The following is a 17,696-nucleotide window of genomic DNA, read 5'->3' as shown; positions in this document are numbered from 1 at the left end:
AAAAGTCCGACTAAAAGCCGGACTTTTCAAAGATTTATTTTTGATTGAAATTATGGGTTTTGAACCATATTCTCATTTGCATTCAATTCAGAGATTGGAATTCTAAACAACCAGTTGTTTGACCCAGCTGGCTCTTCGAATTTACCGTTGATGACAGTAGATACGTGGTTAGCATCTGTTCTGTCCAATGGCAGGTTCAAACGCTTTAGATCATAGAATCTAAAACCTTCACCCCAAAGTTCGATTCTTCGCTGCACCATTACTTCTTCGATCAAATCAGATCCCGTATTGGAAGAAAGCGTGTACTCAGGATCACGCTGAGAAACCAGGTTAAACAAGGCTTGTGCAGCTTGGCCATCATTACCTGCTCTTGCCAAAGCTTCCGCTTCGATCAAGTACATCTCAGCCGCTCTCATATAAGGTACATCTCCTACAGAAGAAGCATTCGCCTGAGCGACAAATTTTCTGTTCATATAGTCGATCTTAGCAAAAGAAGACAAAGTCACCTCATCGATGAATGGATCTCTCAAAGCAGGATCGGAAGCATTAGGATCCCAAAGGCCTTTACGGAAATCAGACTCAGGAATCATATCATACAAGGCAGAGTTGATTGCCTTTGGATTACTTCTAATATTAGTTGAACTGAAGTTAACAGATAAGTACGCAAAGAAAGAAGCGAAGAAAGTCTGCTGATCATCGATCTGACGGCTTCCCCACATCCACTCAGGATTGTCTACATTGTTGAACCCTTCATACAATTGAGTAGAAGACATCAACTCAAATCCTTCGCGAGCTTGAGCAGCTAGAGTAGCAGCTTGTGAATAATTACCTTGAGTCAAAGCTACACGGGCTTTGATACCTCGGGCTACATTCACATTGATGTGAGACTTAGCATTTCTGCTTTCGTCCAATAGAGCGATAGCCGCATCCAAGTCTGTATTCACTTGTGTGTAAACTTCCTCTACCGTATTACGAGGACCACCTTCTGTGATAGGCTCCAATACGATTGGCACACCCAATTGACCGTTGCTTCCACCTGGATTGTAACGCTCGGCAAAAAGCTGAACCAGGTTGAAATGTGCCCAAGCTCTGTATGCCAAAGCCTGACCCTTGATTTCATCTTTTTCAGCTTGCGGGCCATCTGCATTATCGATGTTGGCAATAAGCATATTGGCATTACCAATGATTTTGTAGTAGAATCTCCATACAAATCGTACATCACCACTATTTTCATTGATATGATTTAACCATCTGGAAATTGACACAAACCATCCATTACCAGTAGTCGTCATCACCACATCTTCTCCCAATACATCTCTCATGATCATCACACCACCTTCACCCGGCTGACCCTGTGAATCGTAGCGAATAAACATGGAACGGTGGATACCATTCAATGCCGTCATGGCATTTTGGGTGGTCGTAAAGACCGCGGTCTCAGATACCGCATCCGTAGGCACAGTATCTAAATAATCCTCAGCACATCCAAAACTTAGGATGGCACCGAGAAGAAATATTTTGCTTAATAATTTTTTCATTGTCTTGGTAGATTACAGGTTCACATTAAGTCCCAGCGTGAAAGTTCTAGCCGGCGTGAAAGTATTTGCAGTAGTACCGCTAAATGTACCGGAAACATACATACCACTTCTTCCGGACAACCAACCTAGGTTTTCACCCGCCAAATACACTGTAGCACCTCTCATTTTCCATCTCTCCAAAGTTGCCTTAGGAAGAGTATAGGAAAGGTTGATCGAACGTAGGTTTAAGTAAGAAGCATCGGTTAACCAACGGTCTGAAGCCACGTTAGTTTGAGCTGCTCCTGTCACGTCCATTTTAGGTACTTCAGTCACATCTCCAGGCTGCTGCCATCTGTTTAAGATATCCACATGAAGAGCTCCTCCATCAGGATCAGCAGACATCAAGCCAGCGTAGATTCCATCATAAATATCTCCTCCTACAGCAAAGCTGAGTAGAACGTTAAGAGAGAACCCTTTGTAAGTAAAGGTATTGTTCAAACCACCAAAGAAATCAGGGATCGCATCACCAGCAAAGTGGAATCTTGCATCCTGGAATCGGGTAGTAACCGTATCCTGACCTACAATTTTCTGATTCTCATCACTTGGATCGTACTCGTCCACTCGATAAAGTCCTTCTCCAGTCTGTGGATCTACACCTATCCAGTCTCTTAACCAGAAATCGTAGATACCATTTCCAACTACATACTTTTTGGTACCGACGATTTGCTCATCGAATGGTAGCTCCTTAAACTCATTATCAAAGGTAGAGATGTTCAAGTTTGCAGTCCACTTGAAGTTGTTTGTTCTGATGATATCACCAGCGATGCTGAATTCAACACCTCGGTTGGCCATAGTACCAATATTTTGGAATCTATTTTCCAATCCAGTAGTCAAAGAAAGCGGTACTTCAAACAATAGGTTTCTAGACTCTCTGTTGAAATACTCCAAGGTACCGGAGAATCTGTTCCCGAAAGCGAAATCAACACCGATATCAAAGGTATTGTTAGACTCCCACTGCAAATCCAAAGCAGAAAGTGAAGCCTGAAGGATACCTGGCTCGGATGCGTTGTTGAAACCTAAATCATACAATGCTTGCCAAGGATAGAATCCACCTACAGAGTTGTTTCCAACTTCACCATAAGAAGCTCTCAATTTTAGCAACTGAATATAGTCTGAATTGAAGAAATTTTCTTGTTCAATAGACCAAGCAGCACCTACAGAGAAGAAAGTACCCCATCTTACGTCCTTTGCAAAGCGTGAAGAACCGTCAGTTCTCAAGGAAGCAGAGAAGGAATACTTATCGTCGTACACATAGTTTAATCTAGAGAAGTAAGACTCGATGGTCTCTCTGTCCAATCGGCCAGAAGCAGAGTTGATCGTCACGAAGTTATCCGGTTCGATATTTCCTGCAAGGATTTGATCTTGCTTGGAGATAAACTGACGATTAATTCTCAAATCATAGTTCTCATGACCTACTAATGCATCCACAAAATGCTTCTCATTGAAGGTTTTGCTGTATGTCAATAATTGGTTAAAGGTCAAAGAATTAGTTCGTACATTTTCTCTACGCGTACGGCCTGCTGGTGCACCATCCCCTACAATCGTGTTATCGTACCCAATTTCGAGTAATGAAGTAATATCTGTAGCAATATTGGTTCTGAAAGTAAAGTCTTTCAAGAATTTCACCTCCATATATGCTCTGGAAGAAATCGCATCTCTATCAAATCTGTCTTCATTCAACAAGGTCTCCTGAATTACGTGACGACCTGGGAATGAACCTGGACCTCTCCTAGGAAGACCAAACTGAGTCAAATCTCCGGTATCAAAAATTCTATTTCCTTGATCATCCAGTACAAATCCACCTGTCTGCATATTTTGAGCATAGATAGGATAGATAGGACCGATAGAACGCGCAGTGAAGAATGGATTGACAAAGCTGTTTGATCCGCCGGATCTTGCATTGTTTCCTTCTGTCAAAGTAGCAGACAAGTTGATACCTGTCTTCAACCAATCAGTTGCCTGAGTATTCACATTCAATCGACCGGTGAATCGCTCTATGTCAGATCGAATCACAAATCCTTTTTCATTCAAATAGTTGAATGAAGTGTAATAGTCCGTTTTGCCGGTAGCACCAGAATAAGTCAAGTTGTATTCCTTACGGTCACCTGTACGCTGCAACTCGTCAAACCAGTTGAGGCCTTGGAAATTGTTCACTGCATTTGGGTTAAGCGTTCCATCCGCACCTACGATTTGATCATTAGGCACATTGTAGATATTGTATCCCAATACATTGGTCAATTCTGAAGAGGCAAATGCTGCTGCTTCTGCCGCTGAGTCGCCTTGGCCCAATTGTGAGTTTCTCAAAGATTCCCAAACCAATGGGTAATACTGACCAGCATTTACTCGGCTATATTCTGGAAGTGCTCTTCCGGATACACCCTGCTGCACTCTGAAGTTTACAGTAGGACGATCTTTCTTACCCGTCTTAGTAGTAATCATGATCACACCATTAGCTGCTCTTGAACCATAAAGTGAAGTAGAAGAAGCATCCTTCAAAATGGTCATGTCTGCGATATCTTCAGGGTTCAAATTGGAAAGGTCTCCATCAAAAGGAACACCATCCACCACATAGAGTGGAGCCGAAGAAGAGTTTACAGAGCCCACACCTCTGATTCGAACGGCAGGGGTAGAACCAGGCTGTCCAGAAGCGGAAGTAGTGATAACACCAGGAGACTGACCTTCGATAGCGTTCACCACGTTGTTGATCGGTCTGTTGGCAATTTGATCACCTTTCAGCGATACTGCGGATCCGGTAAAGTTTCCTTTATCTGCTGTACCACCGTAAGCAGTGATGATTACTTCGTCTAGATTCTGAGAATCCAAGGACATCGTCAGATCAATTACAGATCTATTTCCAATCTGCTCCTCTACACTCCTGTAGCCAATGTAGCTAAATACAAGGGTCGTAGCACTTTCAGGGACTAGGATAGAATAGTTTCCGTCTAGGTCGGTCACTACTCCAATCGTCGTACCTTTCACGAGGACATTGACACCGATCAAGCCTTCCGGCTGATCATCTGCCACTACCCTACCAGTGATCGTTCTGTTTTGCGCCCACACCGACATTACAGTCATTAGGGTGAGAGCAAAACCAAGTAAAACTTTCTTCATAGGTTAAAATTTTAGATGATTTAAATTTTCAATCTGCAAGATGCAAATGAAATGATACATTAAACAAATTTGGAATTTTCTTGTCGAATGAGGTCATTCAGAACAATATTTCATAATTATCATTTTCACAAAATTTAACATCAAAAACAGAAATCTCAATAGTGTCCGATTTTACTTTTTTCAAGATTATAGGATAAAAACAGAATTAAATTCTATAAAACCCCTTCAAAAATTATAAAACAGTCGATATAACGTAAATAACACATTTTTAATGAATTAATAGATAATACCAAATCTTTACAAAATTTCGCGAATGGCGTATATTAACATTGAAAACAGTATTTTATTTTGATAGTGTCCGATTTTTATCCGCTGTCCGAAAAATTTTTAGCATTAAAATACCATAAAAACCAAATAAGGTATTTAACATTTTTTTTACTCAAATGGATAAGAAAATACGTGAATAGAGTAAAATAGGTCGGATTTTTATTCTAAAAGAGCAAATTCATGTATAGGTTCCCAAATGCCCTGAGCTTTACGGAGTAAAAATACCCGGTCTACATCAAAGCTAAAGCCCACTTTTTGCAGTTTCAAAAACCTGACTAAATCATCAAAGTAACTCGCCTTCAAATCCTTAAATGCTACTGTCATATGAGGATGATAGTTTCTGTCGCTCAGTTCAGGTAATAAATGTAGTTCTCTTTGGCAGTACGTTTTTAAGCCTGCCTGAATGTCAATCATGGCCTGGGGAGCATTTACTTTTAGATAAATTACCCTTCGCCCGAAAGTCCCCACCTGATTGATCCCTATCCTGAAAGAATGATGCGTTGAAAAATAGCTAGTCAAGCTTTCTTTTAAATGCTCCTCGCGCTTTGCTGAAAAGGAAAAAGGCATCTTCAAGGTCACATGGGCAGGTGATTTCCTTGCATATTTACAGCCAAACTTTTCATGAATTACCCGCTTCAACTCCTCCACTTGATCTAAATAAACAGCAGGAGGCAGTACTGCCAAAAAATATTTATCCATTACTTTCATGCTACTCCTTTTCAAATTGTCATTACTTTTCCTTTTCTAAATCAAGGAATATTGAAGCACATAAAACTTCAGAAACCATGATTTCATCTTCTAAATTTACCTTGAAAAAAACTTACCCTGCCAAAAACAAAAAAACTGTTTAATAAACTGAATCAATCCTTTAAATTAAGCCTATCAAAAACAAATCACTATGAAGTTTTTTTCAAAAGTAATGGTCGGACTCGATCTGACCGAAATGGACGATATATTAATCAAAAAGACTATTGTATTCCTAGAGTTTTTAGGAGTTGAGCGTTGTTATTTCCTACATGTCTCTAAGGATCTAGCTTTACCTAGTGAATTGACTCAGAAATACCCTGATCTTCTGGCCTCTGGGGACGAAACAGTAGAAGCCATAATTCAAGGTAAATTGGATGAATACAACTTTCCGAAAACAGTAGAAACTGAGATCATCGCCCAAGAGGGAGATCATCCCTTGGATACTTTTCTCCGCTGGGCCAAAATCAAAGATGTAGACCTATTAATCATGGGTAGAAAAGAAACGCTCAGCGGTAGTGGTGCGCTTTCTAACGGTGTCGCCAAAAAAGCACCCTGCTCGGTCATGCTTCTTCAAGAAAAACGTCCTATCGGTCTCCCTAAAAAAATCATGATCCCTACCGATTTCTCCGATCACAATCACCTCATCTATGCTTTTGGAGAGCGAATTGCAGACCAAGTCAATGCTCAGCTAGTCCCTGTTCACGTCTATCATGTACCACATGGCTATTCCAAAACAGGAAAAACCTTCGACGAATTTTCTGAGATCATGAAAGAGCATGGGAAGAATGACTTCAAAAAATTTGTCTCCAAACACAATCATCCCGACCTAGAATGTACTTTCGTGCTCAATGATGGGGAAGATGTGGGAGAATTACTTCTGAAAGAAGCACATAAATTAGATGTAGATATGTTCATCATGGGTTCAAGAGGAAGAACCAAATCTGCCGCGATTTTATTAGGAAGCACCGCAGAAAAACTCATCACTGCCAATAATGTCCTCCCGATGATCATATTCAAACAGAAAGGGGAAAATATGGGCTTTTTTGAGGCCCTATTTAAAATTTAAAGCTCAGAGTTATCCATAACAATTAAGCCTCAGATGAATCCTGAGGCTTTTTTTATGATCAAAATATACGAATGAGGTAATTAAATCGAGTTAAGCTCGAGCCGATAGACTAGTAGGCATTTTCCCTGTTAAAGAGTAATTCATGAATAGTTTTTATCATGATTCCCATATCCAATAAAAATGACCAATTGTTGATATAGAAAGAGTCAAGCCTCACTCTCGAGCGAATCTGAAATGGATTTTCAATTTCCCCGCGATAGCCTCGCACCTGAGCCAAGCCGGTAATACCCGGGCGAATTTTGTGTCGTGAGTTATACCTCTCAATTTGAGTCTTAAAGGTTTTATTCATAGGAATCGTGTGCGGTCTAGGCCCCACAATTGACATATCACCCAAAAGAACATTAAGGAACTGAGGCATCTCATCTAAGGAAGAGGTTCGTAGGAATGAACCAATACGTGTCACTCGAGGATCATTTTTAGTAGCTTGCAGAGAATCGGCATAATCATTCGGCGTCATAGAGCGAAACTTCAGACAGTTAAACTCACGATTGTTTACACCATTTCGCTTTTGAATAAAAAATATTGGTCCTTTGGATTCCAACTTGATCAGCAATCCTACCAAAGGAATCAGCCAAGAAAGAATAAATACGGTTACCAAACTTGCAAAAATCAAGTCAAAAGCACGTTTTGCCAAGCTATTGAATAGACTGTCAAGAGGAATCTCGTTGACATTAATGACAAAAAACTCACCGTATTTGGAAAAGGACAAGTTCTTTTCCAATTGTAAGCTTCCGCCAGGAATCATCTTGACTTTGATGTAATGCTCATCTGCAAAGTCAATGACCTTTTTTACCATTTTGGGCTCCAAATGCTCATGAATATAAATCAGGTCCAAATCCAAACCTGAGGCCTCATTAAAAAAATCAGAAATCCCCCCACGGGTCTGATTACAATCCGCTTGGTCATCAAAATAACCCAAAAAATTAATCCCGAAATCTTTACGTATTCTAAATACATCTGCAAGTTTGGGACTTGTCCCACCTTTACCTACGATGACGGCATTTTGAAAATTGTGGCCCTTTGCACGGTACTTTCGCAATAACATGTGAACGGTGACCCGAAAGCCTCCCATCAAAATCAGCATCCCCAATCCTAATGTCAGTACTGGTAGGACCTGAAGTCTTGGGGTCTGAAAAGGCAACCATAAAATCGCTGAGGCACCTACAAACCAAAAAACTGTAACCAAAAGCTGACTCAAGGTACGATCGTATTCGTCCGTCCGACCGATCTTATAATCTTTCCTGAGTCCCGATATCAACAACCAAAGTAGTGACAGAGGTAAAAATGCATCAAATTCGGCCCTATCGAATATACCGACTCCACTTAGAATTAGGTTCAAAGCAAGTAAGGCAAATAAGGAAATTACAAAATCACTTGCCGTAAATAACCAAGGGAAATATTTGTCAAATCTTCGTTTCATAAAAATGTTTACACAAACAATCGTGAAGCTTCAAAAACCAAGCTAGAATTTTTCTTGAAATTGAATTGCTCATTTGGTTCCCAAAATTAAGAAAAGAATCCTCAAGCATGATTACTTTTACTGTTAATTTATAAGCAAAAAGCCAATCGGCCACACATGAATTTATTTTCTGATTTATTTGATTCCTCTGAAAATCCCAACTCCCTCGGCGCCAAATTTCGTCAAAAGCGTCAAGCTGTATTTGAATCACTTTTTTTTAGTTACTTTTCTCCAAACCAGCCTATTCGGATACTTGATGTGGGAGGCACTGCTGATTTCTGGAAAAACAGCAATCTTCTTAATTTACCACAGCTTCAGATCACTTTAGTCAACTTAAGCACTACACCTACATCACATCCAAAGCTGATCAGTACCATTGGCGATGCCACCGATCTGTCTCTATATACGAAGGGCTCCTTCGATCTGGTTTTTTCAAATTCGGTAATAGAGCACCTTTACACCTTAGAAAATCAGCAAAAAATGGCCTCAGAAATCCAAAGAATAGGGAAAAAGTATTTCGTACAGACCCCCAATCGCTATTTTCCAATAGAGGCACATTACGCTTTACCCTTTGCCCAGTATTGGCCGAAAAATCTTCTATTCAATGTTTTGACAAAAACCAAGCTTAGTCGTCTTCATCGATGGTCACCTACGGCTGCAGCGCAATATTTGGAAGAAATTAGACTCTTGGACCAAAGCGAAATGCAAGCACTTTTTCCAGAAGCAAATCTCTATCTTGAAAAAGTCCTCGGCATGACCAAGTCCATCACTGCGCACAATTTTTGAACAGGCTGTCTAAAAAATCCTATGCATCAGCAAATTGAAGCCTGACCAAATTGGCATAGAATCCTTCTTCCTGCTCCAAAAGCTCATGATGACTTCCTTGCTCGACGATTACTCCTTCGCTCAAGACGTAGATTCGGTCTACTTTTCGGATTGTCGCTAATCGATGCGCGATTATGATCGTAGTTCGCCCTTTCATCAATTCATCAAGTGCCTCCTGAACCAAAGACTCGGACTCTGCATCTAAAGAAGAAGTCGCCTCATCCAGAATCAAAATCGAAGGGTCCTTCAAAATGGCCCTTGCAATAGCTACACGCTGACGCTGTCCTCCAGAAAGTTTCACCCCTCGCTCCCCGACAAGGGTATCCATTCCTTCGGGAAATCGGGAAATAAACTGCCAGGCATTGGCCTTTTTAGCCGCAGAGATAATCTCCTCTTCTGTGGCAGAAGGCTTGGCGTACGCGATATTTTCACGAATAGACCCGCCAAATAGCAACACTTCCTGAGGAACCATCCCGATATTGGATCGGAGGTCTTCCAGATTCCATTGATCTAGACTGAGATCATCGACCTTGATTTGTCCAGATCCAACTTCATAAAATCTGAGAAGTAGTTGAATAATCGTAGATTTTCCAGCTCCAGAGTGTCCGGCCAAAGCAATCTTTTCCCCGGGGTTGACATAAAATGAGAGTTCCTTGAGGACCTCCACTTCAGGTCGTGTGGGATAATGAAACCTAACCTTATCAAATTCGATTTTACCTTGGAAATTCGCCTGCTGCTGCCCATCGGCTACCTCAGAATCTTCGTCCAAAATCTCCAAAACTCTCTCTGAGCTACCTATAGCCTTCTGTACCTGACCATAGATATCACCGAGTCCCGCGATAGAACCACCTATAAATGTGGTGTAAAGGACAAAGGAAACCAGCTCACCAATACTCATTTCACCCGAAGCCACCAATCCTGCTCCATACCACATCACCGCGACAATCCCTCCAAAAAGTGCAAAAATCACAAAAGAAATGAATGCACCTCTGTATTTGGCCGACTTGAGAGCAATGGTGACGACATTATGTAAGCCTTTAGAATATCGGGCAGACTCATAGGCTTCTCCTACAAAAGACTTGACTGTGGCTATGGATTGCAGGGTTTCCTCTACGATCACATTTGCTGAGGCCAATTCATCCTGCGTCTTTTTTGACAGCTTGCGGATAAACTTTCCAAAGATCATCGCCAACAAGACCAAAACCGGAAAAGTCCCCAGCATAAAGAGGGTCAACTTGGGTGTGGTGAAAATCAAGAAAGCGACACCAGCTACCAAAGTGATCATCTGACGAAAAAGCTCAGCCAAAGTCACCGAAAAAGTATCCTGAAGCAAACTCACATCTGCTGAAATTCGGGAAATGAGCTCGCCGGTTCTGCGCTGATCAAAAAATGTCATCGGAAGACGAAGCAGTTTGCCATACAAGGCCTGCCGAATATCTCGCATCGACCGCTCCGAAACCAAAGCAAAAGTCCAAACTCGGAAAAAAGAAAAGACACTCTGCACCGCCAAAATCCCCACTAACATCAATGCAATCGAATTGATATCCGAGACAATCCACTCTCCACCCTGTGCAGTATCGATTAGCTTACCTGCTACAAAGGGAAAAGTCAAAAGCGTCAAAGAGGAAAGAAGCAAAAATGCCAATCCTAAAATAAATACCCCCTTATAAGGCAGCATAAATTGGAAAATACCTCCTAATTTTTGGAAATTCTGCTTGTTCAATCGCCGCTTTTCATGCTCTTCTAAAGCACTTCCTCTTTTTTTCGCCATCCCTTTCTTGATTCGACCTGCAAAATTAGCCCTTTTCACAGGAATCCAATGAAAAAATTACGCCAAGCCATACCTATCTTCATTTGAAAAACCTAGCAGAGTCCTTCTTGGGCAAGCTGCTCTCCCAGAGCACTTGCATGCTTGAAGCCATGTCCTGAGCAGGCCGATACATAGTTAACACGGTCCATTTGGGGATGTGGACCTATAACAAATTTTGCGTCCTCCGTCATCGTGTAAAAGCAGACCTCACTCTTTAGAATCTCAGGCTCAAATCCAAGAAATTTTCCTTTCAGCTTTTCTTCCCAAAAACGCTGGGCCTCTCGACGATCTACTGCTCTTTTCAAATCGTCAGGATGCCCCACTTCTTCAAATTGTTCGGTGGCAATTTTGATACTTTTTCTATCCAAACTGGGGAAACCATAAAGAAAATCAGAGGATTGAGAGCCATAGCCCCACATAAATACAGACTTCAGGTCTTTCAATGGACTATTTTTTCCCAGTTTTACCCAATAAAGAACTTGCCTGCAAATCTTAAATTTCTCTTGAGCATCTTCTCCCAAAAAATCCTTGACCCAACCCCCTGCAGTAAGTATGACTTTTTTAGCACGGATTTTTTCCTGTGAAAGTGAGATTTCTACCCATCCGTTGTTTTGGTTTAGAGAGGTGGCTGCTTGATTGATTCTAATTTTTGCACCATTTTTTTCTGCTAAGTTCAATTGGACCTGAATGACTTTTTCTGGAAAAACAAATCCAGCCTCTGATTCAAAATAGCCACGAGCCTTCTCGTCCAATTGAAAACTGGGATACTGCTTCTTGAGCTCTATAGAATCTAGCAAGTGGTGAGTAATCCCTTCCTCTTTGGCGATTTGACAGGTACTTTCAAAAAAACTTGCCCCTCCGTATTTGATCCATGGCTGGGATCCAGACTCCACCAAAAGTCCACCCACTTGATTAAAAAGCCTCTCCCCACTTCGCTGCTCGAGATCTCTCCAGATTTCCTGAGACCTACGGGCATATTTCACATACTCTTTCCCTTCACCCACTGCCAGTCGAGATATTCGTGTCTCTCCGTGAGAAGAGCCCATGATATGAGGAGGATCAAATCGATCAATCCCCAAAACATTTGGATCTCTTTGGGACAAAAAATATAGCGCGGCCGAACCCACAGCACCCAATCCAATGACTACCGTATTATATTCTTTCATAATTATCAGCCTGAATTTGCCGGTGTTTGAAGGCTTTGGTTTTGCCTTTGGGTAAGCCGTCTAGTTTTTATTAGGATTTGCCCATTTGTGCATCGATGAGCTCTCGCTTGAGTTTTCGCTCTCGATCCAAGGTGTTTTTTCTATGTTGATCAAATTCCTCTTGGACATCGGTCAAATCTCGTTGAGCTTTTCTGATCTTTTTAAAGCTTCTAAAATACTGAAAAGAGAAAAATGCTAGCGCAATCGCCAAACCTCCTACCAAAATCCACATGATGGACGAGTAAACAGCCTTATGAATAGCAATTCCCAAAAAGGAAAAATTATCCTTGGCATCAATAGCCTCTTGCTTTTCCAATTCAGATTGATTGAGGTGGACATTGATGGCAGCAATAGAGTCATTTAAACTACCGATTTGACCTTTTAGCTCAAGCACTTCAGCTCGCATGGTCTGCATAGAGTCCAATATATTGGATTTGAGCTGATCAAGATTACTCCTTTTGACTACTTTGTATTCCTGAAAGTTATTAGAAACTTCATAGACATACTCAAACTGACTGTCAATAGTCCCGGATTGAAGTGAATTTTGGTTTTCTGAAGTGCTTTGCGCTTGGGCAGTAAAAGTAAGGGCGAATAAAAGAAAGAATAGAGTGCTTCTGTTTACGTTTTTCATGTAGTGTATATTTGTAAGGCTGGGGCGATTGCTGAAAATCAATAAATGTGCCTAAGGACAAAATTAGGATGTTTTTTTGAAAGAGGTTCTAAAAATTAGCCTATTTGGTAAATGATATGGCTGATTTTCAAAAATTTAGATAGAATGAAAATAATGATAAGAATTCTGGTTTTGATGATTTTCATGTCTCATGGGGGACACTTGGCAATGGCTCAAAGGGAAGAATTCAAGTCCAATTATGATTTGGGGCTGGAGGCATTTAATGAGGAGGATTACCCCAAAGCTTGGATACATTTTAACGAATGGATAAAAGAATCCCCTCAGGACCCCAACGGCTATTGGTACATGGGTCAAGTCACTGAAAAATTTGATAGTCAAAGCTTCCCTTTGGCTTTAGAAAATTACTCCCTCGCCCTAAGACTAAATCCCGATCTCGCCGGAGTCTATATGAGCCGTGGAAGACTACAGTTGAAAATGGAGCGATTTGAAGCTGCAGAGCAAGATTTTCAGACTTACTTGAAAATCCCAAAGGGGGAAACCACACAAATCATATACAAGAGATCTTCCACTGCTAGTGGCTTCTCGGGAATCTTCACTCCCCAATCGGAAAACCCATCCGGGGTTCTTTATCATATTGGTCTTTGCCGCATAGGCCTAGAAGACTACTCGAAGGCACTCGACTACTTGGACTCAGCAATTTCATTAAATCCAGCCGAGGCGGATTATCATGCCGAGCGGGGCAAAGCCTTAATGGAAATAGGACGGAATGAAGAGGCTTTGTTGGCCTTAAAAAATGCCTTGGAGCTCCAGCCCAAACATTATCTGGCAAGACAACGCATCAGTTTAATAAAAGACGGGGGAGACAGTGAAATCTTAGAAGGACTCACACAGGCCATTTCGGATGAACCCGAAAATCCTCAAGTATGGAAACTCCGAGGCTACCATCGACTTACCCACGGGGACTTTGAGGGAGCTAACGAAGATTTCTCCCAAGCCATATCCTTGGACCTCGAAGATCCAGAAAACTGGAATTATCGGGCGAATGCTTTTTTAAAATTAGAAGAATGGGAGAAGGCAGAAAATGATTTTACCGAAGCCATTCGTCTCAGTGATCAGAATCCCGAATTATTTTTAGGTCGAGGACAAAGCCGCTACCATCAGCGCAAAATAGAACAAGCAATCGCAGATTTCACCCAAGTGATCGCCATAGATCCACAGGATGCATCGGGATATTATCACCGCGGCATTTCGATGCACCGAATCAAAAAATCTAATGAGGCCTGTAATGATTTGAAAAGGGCTTTACTCCTTGGCATGGAAGAGGCCAAACCTGTTTTAGAAAAAATCTGTGAGTAATAGCCCTACAGCTCCCTTACCGTATCCACTCGAGAAGCGATCCATGCTGGTCTCCAAGAGGCCAAGAGTGTAATTCCAATAACTGCTAAACTGATCCAGATGAAATCCCAAAATATCATTTTTACCGGATAAGAATCCACAACCGCTGAGGATATCCCTAAAGAGACTAATCCGAAACTTTGCTGAGCATAACAAACCAAATAACCTAGTATCAATCCAATCACTGCTCCTGTCAGGGCAATTAGCGCTCCTTGTTTTAAAAATATTCTTCTAATCAGGCGCTCCGGTGCACCCATAGCTTTGAGAATGGCGATGTCTTTTTTCTTTTCAATGGCCAGCATGCTTAGTGAAAAGAAAATATTGAACGAAGCAATAGCCAGAATAAAGGTCAAAGTCAAAAACACAAATAACTTCTCCAACTTCACCGTACGAAGAAGTCCCGCATGCTGCTCATCAGTATTTTTAACCAAAAAATCTTCCCCTAAATGAGCCTTCAATTGATCTTGGACCGATTTGATCTGATACCCTTCGGCTACCTTTACTTCCAAAGAAGTACGTCTATTGCCATAATTCAAAAGATCCCGGGTGAAATGAAGAGGTGCGATGATGTACTCATCGTCAAATTGCCGCTCTACCGAAAAAAAAGCTACTGGATCCAAAATGGCAGAAGAATACAATTGAGACGGATCCAAAGTACCGGCACTACGCGGAGCCCGAGGATAGAAAACCTTTAAAGGAACATTGAAGTCATCCAAATTGACCGATAGGAAAAATGCTACCCCTCTCCCGAGAATGGCAGCGGGCTGTTTTTCAGTACCCAACGTAGTATCTCCCCAGAAATAACCTCTGGAGAACCTATCTTGCTGTAGAAAATTATCCGAAACGCCCTTGATAGTGCCCACCATCTGATTGCCCCGATAGTCCAAAAGTGCATGGTCCTCGATCACTTCGGTAAGAACGGCTACCCCTTCTATATTCCGAATGCCTCCAAGCCATTGTTCATCGACTTCAAAACTTTTCCCGACAGCGGCTTCAATTTTAATTTCGGCATCAAAACTGGCAAATAATCCCCTAATCAAATCTTCCAGCCCGTTAAAAACGGACATGACGATCACCAAAGCCATGGTTCCTACCGCCACTCCCACCATAGAAATGGTGGAAAGTACGGTGATGAAATTCCGCTTTTTTTTACTCCGGAAATACCGGGCGGCTATGAAATAGCTGAGATTCAATCTTCTTGATTAGCTTAATTATCGTCTTCGTCCTCATCTTCCTCCTCTTCTTCGGGAGCAGGAGGGATATTCAAGTTTCCAATCACCTTATCCATATGCTGTGCATAAGAGGCGGAATCATCTGGAAAAAATGCTAACTCAGGGATAATCCGCACTGACTTACCAATTCTCTTGCTCAGGTATAGCCTAATTTCTTTTTTATGATCATTGATCAATTCGTAGGTCTGCTGAGGATCAGTGAGCAGGAAGCTCAGATATACTTTTGCCACACCTAAGTCTGGACTGACCATGACGCGGGTAATCGTCACCATCGCTTTACCCACAAGATGGCGTGCTTCTTTTTGGAAGATCTCCCCAAGTTCTTTTTGAAGGAGTTTTGCGTGTTTTTGTTGTCTTTTGCTTTCCATATGAAGTATTTATGGTACAAATTTAGCGAAATACTTGGGTAAGCTTTAATTTCGTCCCATAGCAATATAGAACTCCATCCACCTTGTACCAATTTTTCAAAGTAAACGATCCTTTCCGACTCATTGGGGTGAGTCTTTTCCTCTTATTGTGGAGTGTGTTGTATTTAGTGTTTTCTGATTTTCAATTGACTGCTCCACAGCTGAGCTGGATGCTGCTTGGGGAGCGATTGGGAGATGGATATTTTCTCTATCAAGACATCATCGATGACAACGGCCCACTATCTGCCGGTTTTTTTGTACTGCTTGATTTTCTATTTGGAAAGAGCATTTTGGCCTACGAACTGCTAGGAAGACTGTTGATTTTGTTTCAGGTGGTCTATTGGAACAATACCCTGATTCGCTATCGGGTTTTTGACGAAAACACCTACCTACCTGCTATTGTTCTCCTTTCTCTTTTTCACCTGAGCTTTGATATGCTTTCACTTACTCCAGCTTTATTGGGAAGTACTTTCCTTCTGCTGGCGCTCAATCAACTTTTTTCACAAACAGTTCTTCAGAAAGACAGTAGTGAATCTACCCTTTTGATCGGTATCTATGGTGGACTCGCTTGCGGTTTTCATCCCATTTATGTGGTTTTTCTACCCTTTATGATCTTTTCGGGGATCGCGATCAGTAGTTTTAGTTTTAGGCAGTTGATGCTCTCCTTGGCGGGCTACTTATTGCCGCTTTTACTGATTTCCGTTTTCTATTATTGGAATGATGGGCTAGATGAGGCAATCCAAATTTGGCCCTTGATCTTTTTGTCAGAGAAATACCTGTATCAATCCTATTTCTTCTGGTTGATTTTGGGAGCATTTCCTTTGCTTCTAGCTCTTACTGGCTTCCTCCTGAATTCCATCAAAAGAGTGGCCACCATCAATCAGCAGAAGCAACGACAAATTCTAATCATTTGGCTGCTCTTTGCTGGGATCGCTATATTTTTTGCCAAACGACAGGCAACATACCAATGGGTAAGCCTACTCCCAACGCTGAGTTATTTAATCACTTCATTCTTTTTACAAATCAAAAAAAAGGTGCTTATAAAGCTATCCTTCTTTTTACTAACGATTTTGATGCCGTTGACAAGCTGGTGGCTGATGAATACCAAACAGGAGATCAATGAAAACTACTTGGTGCAAAACGAGAACCCCTCAGAAAGCTATCCCGAAGGCCTCATGATTTTGGGCGACGATCTGAGTGGCTATCTGAATTCCCAGCTCAAGGGACCCTTTCTCAATTTTCACTTGAGCAAATTATATCTAGAGCAAGGGCGAAATCTTGCACAAAGAGCCCAACTTTTCACGATGATTCACTCCCAAAGACCTCCTGTCATCTTGGATACAGAGGGAGTTTTTGAAAAAATTCTAAAAGACTATCCCGAGCTGCAGAGAGAATACAGCCAAGCAGAAAAAGGAGTTTATCGATTGATCAAGTAATAAATGGTCCTGAAATCCTTTCCGTAGATTATCAAGCCGATCATGAATGAATTTCAAAACAATATTTTGATATTTTTTCAAAAACCACTAATTCGTGGATAAGTTGGAGACTGATCTAGCAAAATCGCCATACAAATAAAAGCTCCAAAGCTGATAACCTAATTCTTCTCTTTGCATGACGCAAGCAAGACACACTGGGATGATTGGAAAATTTGCGAGAATCTCCCGAATCAAGTTCGGGACAAGTTATGACCTTTAGAATTTAATTATCAAACAGATGAAATCGAGCATGACCCAAAGCGACACACAGTGGTATGCCCCGATGGATCGGGGAATGCTTGCGAAGATTCCACCCCGATACTCGGGACAAGTTGTGGCCATTAAAAATCAAATTATAAACATATGAAA

13 protein-coding genes are annotated in these 17,696 nt (G+C 41.5%); 4 read left to right on the top strand and 9 right to left on the bottom strand.

Annotated elements, in window-relative coordinates; all coding sequences use genetic code 11:
- Positions 1-50: 50 nt before the first annotated feature.
- From BLQ57_RS11235 to BLQ57_RS11225, 3 genes are all read right to left on the bottom strand, one after another.
- Positions 51-1,538, bottom strand: a complete 1,488-nt coding sequence (locus BLQ57_RS11235; RefSeq protein WP_087939587.1) for a RagB/SusD family nutrient uptake outer membrane protein — start codon at positions 1,536-1,538, stop codon at positions 51-53.
- Between the two features lie 12 nt (positions 1,539-1,550).
- On the bottom strand, positions 1,551-4,688 hold the full coding sequence (locus BLQ57_RS11230) for a SusC/RagA family TonB-linked outer membrane protein (RefSeq protein ID WP_087939586.1): 3,138 nt from the start codon (positions 4,686-4,688) through the stop codon (positions 1,551-1,553).
- Between the two features lie 486 nt (positions 4,689-5,174).
- Entirely contained in the window at positions 5,175-5,714 is a 540-nt protein-coding gene (locus BLQ57_RS11225; protein ID WP_169712744.1) for a 2'-5' RNA ligase family protein, read from the bottom strand.
- Between the two features lie 199 nt (positions 5,715-5,913).
- Here BLQ57_RS11225 and BLQ57_RS11220 point away from each other — a divergent pair, with 199 nt between their 5' ends.
- Positions 5,914-6,828, top strand: a complete 915-nt coding sequence (locus tag BLQ57_RS11220; protein ID WP_087939584.1) for a universal stress protein — start codon at positions 5,914-5,916, stop codon at positions 6,826-6,828.
- Positions 6,829-6,937: 109 nt separating this feature from the next.
- On the opposite strand, the gene BLQ57_RS11215 is transcribed toward BLQ57_RS11220, so the two are convergent.
- Positions 6,938-8,308 (bottom strand): exopolysaccharide biosynthesis polyprenyl glycosylphosphotransferase, encoded by a 1,371-nt coding sequence (locus tag BLQ57_RS11215; protein ID WP_087939583.1) that lies wholly within the window; start codon positions 8,306-8,308, stop codon positions 6,938-6,940.
- Between the two features lie 156 nt (positions 8,309-8,464).
- On the opposite strand from BLQ57_RS11215, the gene BLQ57_RS11210 reads away from it, so the two are divergent.
- Positions 8,465-9,133, top strand: coding sequence for a class I SAM-dependent methyltransferase (locus BLQ57_RS11210; protein WP_087939582.1), 669 nt, complete (start codon positions 8,465-8,467; stop codon positions 9,131-9,133).
- A 19-nt stretch (positions 9,134-9,152) separates the two neighbouring features.
- On the opposite strand, the gene BLQ57_RS11205 is transcribed toward BLQ57_RS11210, so the two are convergent.
- The 3 genes from BLQ57_RS11205 to BLQ57_RS11195 form a co-directional block, all read right to left on the bottom strand.
- On the bottom strand, positions 9,153-10,943 hold the full coding sequence (locus BLQ57_RS11205) for an ABC transporter ATP-binding protein (protein ID WP_087939639.1): 1,791 nt from the start codon (positions 10,941-10,943) through the stop codon (positions 9,153-9,155).
- Between the two features lie 92 nt (positions 10,944-11,035).
- Positions 11,036-12,148 carry an N-methyl-L-tryptophan oxidase gene (gene solA / locus BLQ57_RS11200; protein ID WP_087939581.1) on the bottom strand — a complete coding sequence of 371 codons (1,113 nt, stop codon included), beginning with the start codon at positions 12,146-12,148 and terminating at the stop codon, positions 11,036-11,038.
- 70 nt (positions 12,149-12,218) lie between these two features.
- On the bottom strand, positions 12,219-12,818 hold the full coding sequence (locus tag BLQ57_RS11195; protein WP_087939580.1) for a hypothetical protein: 600 nt from the start codon (positions 12,816-12,818) through the stop codon (positions 12,219-12,221).
- Positions 12,819-12,962: 144 nt separating this feature from the next.
- On the opposite strand from BLQ57_RS11195, the gene BLQ57_RS11190 reads away from it, so the two are divergent.
- Positions 12,963-14,174: a tetratricopeptide repeat protein gene (locus BLQ57_RS11190; RefSeq protein ID WP_169712743.1), complete on the top strand. Its 1,212-nt coding sequence runs from the start codon at positions 12,963-12,965 to the stop codon at positions 14,172-14,174.
- Positions 14,175-14,179: 5 nt separating this feature from the next.
- Here BLQ57_RS11190 and BLQ57_RS11185 read toward each other — a convergent pair whose 3' ends face one another.
- Positions 14,180-15,406: an FtsX-like permease family protein gene (locus BLQ57_RS11185; RefSeq protein ID WP_205635623.1), complete on the bottom strand. Its 1,227-nt coding sequence runs from the start codon at positions 15,404-15,406 to the stop codon at positions 14,180-14,182.
- Between the two features lie 14 nt (positions 15,407-15,420).
- The gene (rbfA, locus tag BLQ57_RS11180; RefSeq protein WP_087939577.1) at positions 15,421-15,813 is read right to left on the bottom strand and encodes a 30S ribosome-binding factor RbfA; all 393 of its coding nucleotides are present in this window, start codon (positions 15,811-15,813) and stop codon (positions 15,421-15,423) included.
- A gap of 83 nt (positions 15,814-15,896) precedes the next feature.
- On the opposite strand from rbfA, the gene BLQ57_RS11175 reads away from it, so the two are divergent.
- The gene (locus tag BLQ57_RS11175; RefSeq protein WP_092824094.1) at positions 15,897-17,288 is read left to right on the top strand and encodes a hypothetical protein; all 1,392 of its coding nucleotides are present in this window, start codon (positions 15,897-15,899) and stop codon (positions 17,286-17,288) included.
- The last annotated feature ends 408 nt before the right edge of the window (positions 17,289-17,696 follow it).

The organism is Algoriphagus faecimaris (assembly GCF_900101705.1).
Classification (GTDB): domain Bacteria; phylum Bacteroidota; class Bacteroidia; order Cytophagales; family Cyclobacteriaceae; genus Algoriphagus; species Algoriphagus faecimaris.
This window is presented reverse-complemented; position numbering and strand designations above follow the sequence as displayed.